The sequence below is a fragment of the uncultured Streptococcus sp. genome (assembly GCF_963516575.1).
Taxonomy (GTDB): Bacteria; Bacillota; Bacilli; order Lactobacillales; family Streptococcaceae; genus Streptococcus.
The window spans coordinates 21,346-31,312 of the sequence record NZ_CAUQCP010000026.1; the positions used below are offsets into that span (position 1 = coordinate 21,346).

General features: G+C 42.1%; 8 protein-coding genes. All 8 read left to right on the top strand.

The genetic code is table 11. The features are described 5' to 3' along the window. Positions 1-13: 13 nt before the first annotated feature. A complete protein-coding gene (gene rpoC / locus RWM06_RS05790) occupies positions 14-3,691 on the top strand; it encodes a DNA-directed RNA polymerase subunit beta' (RefSeq protein ID WP_000228746.1) in 3,678 nt (1,225 codons plus the stop codon). A gap of 305 nt (positions 3,692-3,996) precedes the next feature. Continuing rightward, on the top strand, positions 3,997-4,419 hold the full coding sequence (gene ndk / locus RWM06_RS05795; RefSeq protein WP_313970445.1) for a nucleoside-diphosphate kinase: 423 nt from the start codon (positions 3,997-3,999) through the stop codon (positions 4,417-4,419). Positions 4,420-4,552: 133 nt separating this feature from the next. Further along, positions 4,553-5,182 (top strand): competence protein, encoded by a 630-nt coding sequence (locus tag RWM06_RS05800; RefSeq protein WP_313970440.1) that lies wholly within the window; start codon positions 4,553-4,555, stop codon positions 5,180-5,182. A 95-nt stretch (positions 5,183-5,277) separates the two neighbouring features. Then, positions 5,278-5,721 carry a tRNA (adenosine(37)-N6)-threonylcarbamoyltransferase complex ATPase subunit type 1 TsaE gene (tsaE, locus tag RWM06_RS05805; protein ID WP_050262671.1) on the top strand — a complete coding sequence of 148 codons (444 nt, stop codon included), beginning with the start codon at positions 5,278-5,280 and terminating at the stop codon, positions 5,719-5,721. Beyond that, entirely contained in the window at positions 5,711-6,229 is a 519-nt protein-coding gene (locus RWM06_RS05810) for a GNAT family N-acetyltransferase (RefSeq protein WP_313970441.1), read from the top strand. The genes tsaE and RWM06_RS05810 overlap by 11 nt, the downstream gene beginning before the upstream one ends. Before the next feature lie 7 nt (positions 6,230-6,236). Then, positions 6,237-7,289 (top strand): biofilm formation/cell division transcriptional regulator BrpA, encoded by a 1,053-nt coding sequence (gene brpA, locus RWM06_RS05815; protein ID WP_313970442.1) that lies wholly within the window; start codon positions 6,237-6,239, stop codon positions 7,287-7,289. 88 nt (positions 7,290-7,377) lie between these two features. Further along, positions 7,378-8,634: a competence/damage-inducible protein A gene (locus RWM06_RS05820; protein ID WP_313970443.1), complete on the top strand. Its 1,257-nt coding sequence runs from the start codon at positions 7,378-7,380 to the stop codon at positions 8,632-8,634. Between the two features lie 54 nt (positions 8,635-8,688). Continuing rightward, positions 8,689-9,843: a recombinase RecA gene (recA, locus tag RWM06_RS05825; protein WP_313970444.1), complete on the top strand. Its 1,155-nt coding sequence runs from the start codon at positions 8,689-8,691 to the stop codon at positions 9,841-9,843. The last annotated feature ends 124 nt before the right edge of the window (positions 9,844-9,967 follow it).

A 9,967-nucleotide genomic window follows, 5' to 3' on the forward strand; every position in this document is an offset into this window, starting at 1 on the left:
AAGGGAAGAAATAGTGGTTGATGTAAATCGTTTTAAAAGTATGCAAATCACCCTAGCTTCTCCAAGTAAAGTCCGTTCATGGTCTTATGGAGAAGTCAAAAAACCTGAAACAATCAATTACCGTACCTTGAAACCAGAACGTGAAGGGCTCTTTGATGAAGTGATCTTTGGTCCTACAAAAGACTGGGAATGTGCTTGTGGTAAATACAAACGCATTCGTTACAGAGGGATTGTTTGTGACCGCTGTGGGGTTGAAGTAACGCGTACGAAAGTTCGTCGTGAGCGTATGGGGCATATCGAATTGAAAGCTCCTGTATCTCACATCTGGTACTTCAAGGGGATTCCAAGCCGTATGGGCTTGACCCTTGATATGAGCCCTCGTGCCCTCGAGGAAGTTATCTACTTTGCTGCTTATGTGGTGATTGATCCTAAGGATACACCACTTGAGCACAAGTCTATCATGACAGAGCGCGAATACCGTGAGCGCTTGCGTGAATATGGTTATGGATCATTCGTTGCCAAGATGGGTGCCGAAGCTATCCAAGACCTCTTGAAACAAGTAGATCTTGAAAAAGAAATTGCTGAACTCAAAGAAGAGTTGAAAACAGCTACTGGACAAAAACGTGTCAAAGCCATCCGTCGTTTGGATGTTTTGGATGCCTTTTACAAGTCTGGAAACAAACCTGAATGGATGATTCTCAACATCCTTCCAGTTATTCCACCAGATCTTCGTCCAATGTTGCAGTTGGATGGTGGCCGTTTTGCTTCATCTGACTTGAATGACCTTTACCGCCGTGTTATCAACCGTAACAACCGTTTGGCTCGTTTGCTTGAGTTGAATGCACCAGGTATTATCGTTCAAAATGAGAAGCGTATGCTTCAAGAAGCGGTTGACGCTTTGATTGACAACGGTCGTCGTGGTCGTCCAATCACAGGACCAGGTAGCCGTCCACTGAAATCATTGAGCCACATGCTTAAAGGTAAACAAGGACGCTTCCGTCAAAACTTGCTCGGTAAACGTGTTGACTTCTCAGGACGTTCCGTTATCGCCGTTGGTCCAACTCTTAAGATGTACCAATGTGGTGTGCCACGTGAAATGGCGATCGAGCTCTTTAAACCATTCGTAATGCGTGAAATCGTCGCCCGTGATATCGTGCAAAACGTCAAAGCAGCTAAACGCTTGGTGGAACGCGGAGATGAGCGTATCTGGGATATTCTTGAAGAAGTGATTAAAGAACACCCAGTGCTTTTGAACCGCGCACCGACCCTTCACCGTTTGGGTATCCAAGCCTTCGAGCCAGTCTTGATTGATGGTAAAGCCCTTCGCTTGCACCCACTTGTCTGTGAAGCCTACAATGCCGACTTTGACGGGGACCAAATGGCCATCCACGTACCGCTTTCAGAAGAAGCCCAAGCAGAAGCTCGTATCTTGATGCTCGCTGCTGAGCACATCTTGAATCCGAAAGATGGTAAACCAGTTGTTACTCCATCTCAGGACATGGTTTTGGGTAACTACTACTTGACAATGGAAGAAGCTGGTCGTGAAGGTGAAGGAATGGTCTTCAAAGACCGTGACGAAGCGGTTATGGCTTATCGTAATGGTTATGTTCACCTCCATTCACGTGTTGGTATTGCAACAGACAGCCTCAACAAACCATGGACAGAAGAGCAAAAACACAAGGTCTTGCTTACAACAGTTGGTAAAATCCTTTTCAATGACATCATGCCAGAGGGTCTACCATACTTGCAAGAACCAAACAATGCCAACTTGACAGAAGGTGTTCCAGCTAAATACTTCTTGCCACTTGGTGGAGATATCAAGGAAGCTATCAGCAATCTTGAACTCAACCCTCCATTCAAGAAGAAAAACCTTGGAAATATCATCGCTGAAATCTTCAAACGTTTCCGTACGACAGAAACTTCTGCCCTACTTGACCGTATGAAGAACCTCGGTTACCACCACTCAACTCTTGCAGGATTGACAGTGGGTATCGCCGATATCCCAGTCGTTGATGACAAGGCTGAAATCATTGAAGAATCACACAAACGTGTAGAACAAATCACAAAACAATTCCGTCGTGGTATGATTACAGACGACGAGCGTTACAATGCCGTTACAGCTGAATGGCGTGCTGCCCGTGAAAAACTAGAGAAACGCTTGATTGCTAACCAAGATCCTAAGAACCCAATCGTTATGATGATGGACTCTGGAGCCCGTGGTAACATCTCAAACTTCTCACAGCTTGCCGGTATGCGTGGTCTGATGGCGGCTCCGAACGGACGTATCATGGAATTGCCAATCCTTTCAAACTTCCGCGAAGGTTTGTCAGTACTCGAAATGTTCTTCTCAACTCACGGTGCCCGTAAAGGTATGACCGATACGGCCCTTAAGACAGCCGACTCAGGTTACTTGACTCGTCGTTTGGTTGACGTTGCCCAAGATGTTATTATCCGTGAGGATGACTGTGGAACAGACCGTGGTCTCTTGATCCGCTCTATCGCAGAAGGAAAAGAGATGATCGAGTCTCTCGAAGAGCGTCTCAATGGTCGTTACACTAAGAAAACTGTTAAACATCCAGAAACTGGTGCAGTGATCATCGGTCCAAATGAATTGATCACAGAAGACAAGGCGCGTGAAATTGTCAATGCTGGTGTGGAAGAAGTGACTATCCGCTCTGTATTTACATGTAACACTCGTCACGGTGTCTGCCGTCACTGTTACGGTATCAACTTGGCGACTGGTGATGCGGTTGAAGTTGGTGAAGCAGTTGGTACAATCGCTGCCCAATCTATCGGGGAACCTGGTACACAGCTTACAATGCGTACCTTCCACACGGGTGGGGTTGCCTCAAACACCGATATCACTCAGGGTCTTCCTCGTGTCCAAGAAATCTTTGAAGCCCGCAATCCTAAAGGGGAAGCGGTTATCACAGAGGTTAAAGGACAAGTTACTGCTATCGAAGAAGATGCATCAACTCGTACCAAGAAAGTTTTTGTTAAGGGTGAAACTGGTGAAGGGGAATATGTCGTTCCATTTACCGCTCGTATGCGTGTTGAAGTTGGGGACCAAGTAGCGCGTGGTGCTGCTCTTACAGAAGGTTCTATCCAACCAAAACGTCTCCTTGCAGTTCGTGATGTCTTGTCAGTTGAAACGTACCTTCTCGGTGAAGTACAAAAAGTTTACCGTAGCCAAGGGGTAGAAATCGGTGACAAACACATCGAGGTAATGGTTCGTCAAATGATCCGTAAAGTTCGTGTCATGGATCCAGGTGACACAGATCTTCTCATGGGTACCCTCATGGATATCAATGACTTTACGGATGCTAATAAAGATGTCCTTATCGCAGGTGGTGTTCCAGCGACAGGTCGCCCAGTCCTTATGGGAATTACCAAAGCCTCACTTGAAACCAACAGTTTCTTGTCAGCGGCTTCCTTCCAGGAAACAACTCGTGTCCTCACTGATGCGGCTATCCGTGGTAAGAAAGACCATCTCCTTGGACTTAAAGAAAATGTTATCATCGGTAAGATCATCCCAGCAGGTACTGGTATGGCTCGTTACCGTAACCTTGAACCACATGCTATCAACGAAGAAGAATACCTTAATCCTCCAGTAGAGGAAGAAGGGAATGAAGAAACAACAGAAGTAGTTGTGGATACTGCCGTTGAAACTGTGGAAGAAACAGTAGAATAAAAGAGAATGAGAGGGCCTTCGGGTTCTCTTTTTCTTTTCTGAAAACTTTCTCCATTTTTCCATAAAATGTGGTAAAATAATACTCAATGAAAATCAAAGAGCAAACTAGGAAACTAGCCGCAGGTTGCTCAAAGCACTGCTTTGAGGTTGTAGATAGAACTGACGAAGTCAGCTCAAAACACTGTTTTGAGGTTGTGGATAGAACTGACGAAGTCAGTAACCATACCTACGGCAAGGCGACGTTGACGTGGTTTGAAGAGATTTTCGAAGAGTATAAAAGAAAGAAGCTGACAAAGGAGACAGGTATGGAACAAACATTTTTTATCATTAAACCAGATGGTGTAAAAAGAGGACTAGTAGGTGAAGTGTTAAAACGCATCGAACAACGTGGATTTACAATCGAAAAATTGGAGTTGCGTTCACAGCTTTCAGAAGAGTTGATTGACCAGCACTATCAGGACTTGGTTGGCCAAAGTTTTTACCCACCGATTCGTGAATTTATGACTTCAGGACCGGTTCTTGTAGGTATCATTTCTGGTCCCAAAGTAATCGAAACTTGGCGGACTATGATGGGTGCGACTCGTCCAGAAGAAGCTTTACCAGGCACGATTCGAGGTGATTTTGCAAAAGCTGCTGGAGAAAATGAGGTTATCCAAAATGTTGTACATGGTTCAGATTCAGAAGAGTCAGCTAAGCGAGAAATTGCTCTTTGGTTTGAAGAAAAATAGTAAAACTTTGATGTAAGGGTTACTTGCATCAAATTTTTTTGCGTTTTAGAGTAGAAAACTGACAGTTGAGAAATATTCTAGCAAAAGTGAGGATTTCTAGCATATAATAAGAGCAAGTAAGGGAGGAAGAATGATGGAAAGAATGAAAAAGCAAATTCGCGTTTTGTTATTGCTGACAGTTTTTGGACTTGGTGGCTGTTCTTGTTTAAGTTTATCGACCTGGTCCTTGATGTTAAATCAAAACTGTTTCTATTATTTAGTTGGCATGTTGCTACTTGCGAGTATTGGGGTAGGACTAAACTACTATAAAGGGCAACAAAATCAATATTATTCAGTTTTTAGAGCAGATAAGAAACAACTCTTGTATACTTTGTTACTCTTAGTAAACATTTTAGGTTTAGCCTTAATTGTCATAGAACATCTCCTTGAAGGAAATGCATCCGTGGAAGAGTTTGTGGAAGTCTTTCTACCGAGTTTCTTTTTCTTATTCGGTATTGACTTGTTAGTCTTTCTGCCGATTCAGAAGTATGTATATGGATTGAAAAAGATTTTGGGTAAAAAGGGAATCTGTTTTATCAGTGGACTAGCTATTTTAATCGTTCTCAGAAATCCTTGGTCAATATTATCCATGACATTTTATGTTGCCTTGGGAATGCTTTTTCTAGGACTGTTGGTACCAAAAGTCATTCGCTGGGAAGTTTCATTTTATAGCCACTTGATGAGAGATGTACTATTAGTTGTCTTTTTACTGTTCCTATTTTAAAATCAGAATAAGGGCTAGTCCAAGTCTTATAATTCATACTATGGAATTCACAGATAATATCTCGACAAAGAATAACTTTTTGGTATAATAGGAATATGTACACTAAAAACGAAGAAGAGTTACAGTTCTTAGGTGAACGTTTGGGCTATTTATTAGAAAAGAATGATGTTTTAATCTTAACTGGAGAACTGGGTGCAGGTAAAACGACCTTTACTAAAGGACTTGCAAAAGGATTACAGATTTCTCAGATGATTAAGAGTCCAACTTACACTATCGTAAGAGAGTATGAAGGTCGTCTTCCGCTTTACCACCTAGATGTTTATCGTATAGAGGGGGATGCTGATTCTATTGATTTAGATGAATTTCTCTTTGGTGGCGGGGTGACTGTCATCGAGTGGGGGAATCTTTTAGGTGATGCCTTGCCAGATACTTATTTAGAATTGGAAATTCTAAAAGAGGAAGATGGTCGCAGATTAAACTTCCAAGCCAAGGGTTTGCGTGCAGAAAAACTCTTAGAGGAGCTTCAACATGGAGTATGAGTTGCTCATTAGAGAAGCAGAGCCTAAAGATGCAGCTGCCTTAGTATCATTTTTAAATCGTGTCAGTGTAGAAACAGACTTTACCAGTCTAGACAGGGATGGTATTTTGATGACAGATACTGAGATGGAGTTATTTTTGAATAAACAGGCTCACTCAGAAAATCAAATCACTTTACTTGCCTTACTGAATGATGAAATTGCTGGCCTTGTAAATATCACAGCTGATCAACGTAAGAGAGTTCGTCATATTGGAGATCTCTTTATTGTGATTGGTAAGAAATATTGGAATAATGGGTTGGGAAGTTTCTTGCTTGAAGAAGTCGTAGAATGGGCGCAGGCTAGTGGCATTCTTCGTAGGCTTCAATTAACTGTTCAAACTCGTAATCAAGCTGCAGTTCATCTATATCAAAAGCATGGTTTTGTAATTGAAGGTAGACAAGAGCGCGGTGCGTACATAGAAGAAGGGGACTTTATCGATGTTTACCTGATGGGTAGACTGATAGATTAGTAGAAATATGGTTAAAAAAATTATTGGAATGGTGCTAGCTTTTCTAGCTGTGACAGTTTTGGGTGTGGGTGTCTTTGCTTATACCATTTATCAGCAAGGCACACAAACTTTATCAAAAACATATAAAAAGATTGGGGAAGAAACCAAGGTTATCGAAGCAACTGAACCCATGACTATTCTGTTGATGGGAGTTGATACTGGGAATGTGGAACGTACGGATCAGTGGGCTGGAAACAGTGACAGTATGATTTTGCTGACTGTCAATCCTCACACAAAGAAAACCATGATGTTGAGTTTGGAACGTGATATTCTGACTAAAATTCAGCATAAAGATGGAGGTATTGAAGAAGCGAAGTTAAATGCTGCCTATGCTGGTGGTGGTGCAGAATTAGCTATTTCAACTATTCAAAAGATGATGAATATCCATATTGACCGCTATATTATGGTCAACATGCAAGGCTTGCAACAATTAGTTGATGCAGTAGGCGGCATTACCGTCAATAACACGCTAGGTTTCCCGATTTCTATCAGTGACCAAGAAGAATTCAACACCATTTCTATTGGCGTTGGAGAACAGAAAATAAATGGAGAGGAAGCGCTTGTTTATTCACGCATGCGGTATCAAGATCCAGAAGGAGACTACGGACGTCAGAAGCGTCAGCGTGAAGTCATTCAAAAAGTTGTTGAAAAAGTTCTTAGTTTGGATAGTGTCAGTCACTATCAGTCTATCTTAAAAGCTCTAAGTACCAATATGCAGACTAATATTGATTTATCTGCAAAAAGTATTCCGAACTTGTTGGGTTATAAAGATTCATTTAAAACCATTGAATCACAACAGTTGAAGGGTGAAGGAGAGATGTTGCAAGGTATTTCTTACCAGATTGTTTCTAGAGAGCATATGTTGGAAATGCAGAATATATTGCGACGCTCTTTGGGACAAGAAGAAATCACTCAGCTTGAAACAAATGTTGTCTTATTTGAAGATTTGTTTGGACGGGTGCCTGTTGATAATGGGGATAATCAACAACAAAGCGTCTTTGTAACAAATGAAGTAGAATAGTTTGTTTTTTGATACAAATAAAAAATCAATCGTGGGAAATTTCCTGCGATTTTTTCAAAAAAATACGAATAGATAGGTAGGAGGAAACATGAAAGCAGAAATCATTGCTGTTGGAACAGAGATTTTGACAGGACAGATTGTCAATACCAATGCCCAGTTTTTATCGGAAAAACTAGCAGAAATTGGAGTAGACGTATATTTTCAGACGGCTGTAGGAGACAATGAAGCTCGTCTCTTGTCTTTGCTTGAGATTGCCAGTCAACGTAGCGGTCTAGTGATTTTGACAGGTGGTTTGGGACCGACAGAGGACGATTTGACCAAACAAACTCTGGCTAAATTTTTAGGGAAAGAATTAGTCTTTGATTCTCAGGCGCAGGAGAAGTTGGATATCTTTTTTGCCCAGAGACCAGACTATGCCCGAACACCGAATAACGAAAGGCAAGCTCAAATTGTAGAAGGAACGACTCCACTGCCAAACGAAACAGGATTGGCTGTAGGAGGAATCTTAGAAGTTGAAGGAGTGACCTACGTCGTCCTTCCTGGTCCACCAAGTGAATTAAAACCCATGGTTTTAAACCAACTTCTACCTAAGTTGATGACAGGGAGTAAGTTGTATTCTCGAGTTCTTCGTTTCTTTGGAATTGGCGAAAGTCAGCTGGTTACGATTTTGGCTGATTTGATTGATCATCAAACAGATCCGACCTTGGCCCCTTATGCAAAGACAGGAGAAGTCACTCTGCGTCTGTCAACAAAAGCTAGCAGCCAAGAAGAGGCAAATCAAGCGCTGGATATTTTGGAAAATCAAATATTAGGTCGCCAGACCTTTGAAGGCTTTTCTTTACGAGGCCTTTGTTATGGTTATGGGGAAGAAACTAGTTTAGCTAGCATTGTGGTAGAAGAACTGAAAAAACAAGGGAAAACCATCACGGCTGCTGAGAGTTTGACGGCTGGTCTTTTCCAAGCTAGGGTAGCGGATTTTTCGGGTGCTTCAAGTATATTTAAGGGTGGTTTTGTAACCTATAGCTTGGAGGAAAAATCAAAGATGTTGGATATTCCTGTCAAGGATTTAGAAGAACAGGGTGTGGTGTCTGAATTTACAGCCCAGAAGATGGCTGAGCAGGCACGAATCAAGACCCAGTCTGATTTTGGCCTTAGTTTGACTGGAGTGGCAGGACCAGATAGCCTAGAAGGACATCCAGCTGGGACAGTCTTCATAGGCTTGGCACAGGAGCATGGAACAGAGGTCATCAAGGTGAATATTGGAGGCAGAAGTCGAGCAGATGTACGTCATATTGCGGTTATGCATGCCTTTAACCTAGTTCGCAAGGCTTTATTAAGTGACTAACTTTTGATATAATAGTAGATAGGTCTAAGGACCATTAGAATGTAGGAGAATAGAATGGCTAAAAAACCAAAAAAATTAGATGAAATTTCAAAAAAATTCGGGGCAGAACGTGAAAAAGCCTTGAATGACGCTCTTAAATTGATTGAGAAAGACTTTGGTAAGGGTTCAATCATGCGTTTGGGTGAACGTGCCGAGCAAAAGGTGCAAGTGATGAGCTCTGGTTCCTTGGCTCTTGATATTGCCCTTGGTTCAGGTGGTTATCCTAAGGGACGTATCATTGAAATTTATGGGCCAGAGTCATCTGGTAAGACAACGGTTGCCCTTCATGCAGTTGCACAAGCGCAAAAAGAAGGTGGTATTGCTGCCTTTATCGATGCGGAACATGCCCTCGATCCAGCTTATGCTGCGGCCCTTGGTGTCAATATTGACGAATTGCTCTTGTCACAACCAGACTCAGGAGAGCAAGGTCTTGAGATTGCAGGAAAATTGATTGACTCAGGTGCTGTAGATCTTGTCGTAGTCGACTCAGTTGCGGCTCTTGTCCCTCGTGCGGAAATTGATGGAGATATCGGAGATAGCCACGTTGGTTTGCAGGCTCGTATGATGAGCCAGGCTATGCGTAAACTTGGTGCTTCTATCAATAAAACCAAAACAATTGCCATCTTTATCAACCAATTGCGTGAAAAAGTTGGGGTGATGTTTGGAAATCCAGAAACAACTCCTGGTGGACGTGCTCTGAAATTCTATGCATCAGTCCGTTTGGATGTTCGTGGAAGCACACAAATCAAGGGAACTGGTGACCAAAAAGATACCAATGTCGGTAAAGAAACTAAAATCAAGGTCGTGAAAAACAAGGTGGCTCCACCATTTAAGGAAGCCTTCGTTGAAATCATGTACGGAGAAGGAATTTCTAAGACAGGTGAGCTTTTGAAGATTGCAAGCGATTTGGATATCATCAAAAAAGCAGGAGCTTGGTATTCTTACAAGGATGAGAAAATCGGGCAAGGTTCTGAAAATGCTAAGAAATACTTGGCAGATCACCCAGAAGTCTTTGATGAAATTGACCATCAAGTTCGTGTTCAATTTGGTTTGATTGATGGAGAAGAAGCTACTGAAAGCAAAAAAGATGAAGCAGTTCAAGCAGATTCTGTGAATGAAGAAGTTACACTTGATCTAGGCGATGAGCTTGAAATCGAAATTGAAGAATAGGCTGTTAAAGTAGTGGAGCAAATCCACTGCTTTTTCGGTTCGTTGTTAAAGTTTTCAGATCACCTATGATTTGCTGTTTCTTGTCGCTCCTCTAGAAAGCTGATATAATAGCCTTATGAATAAA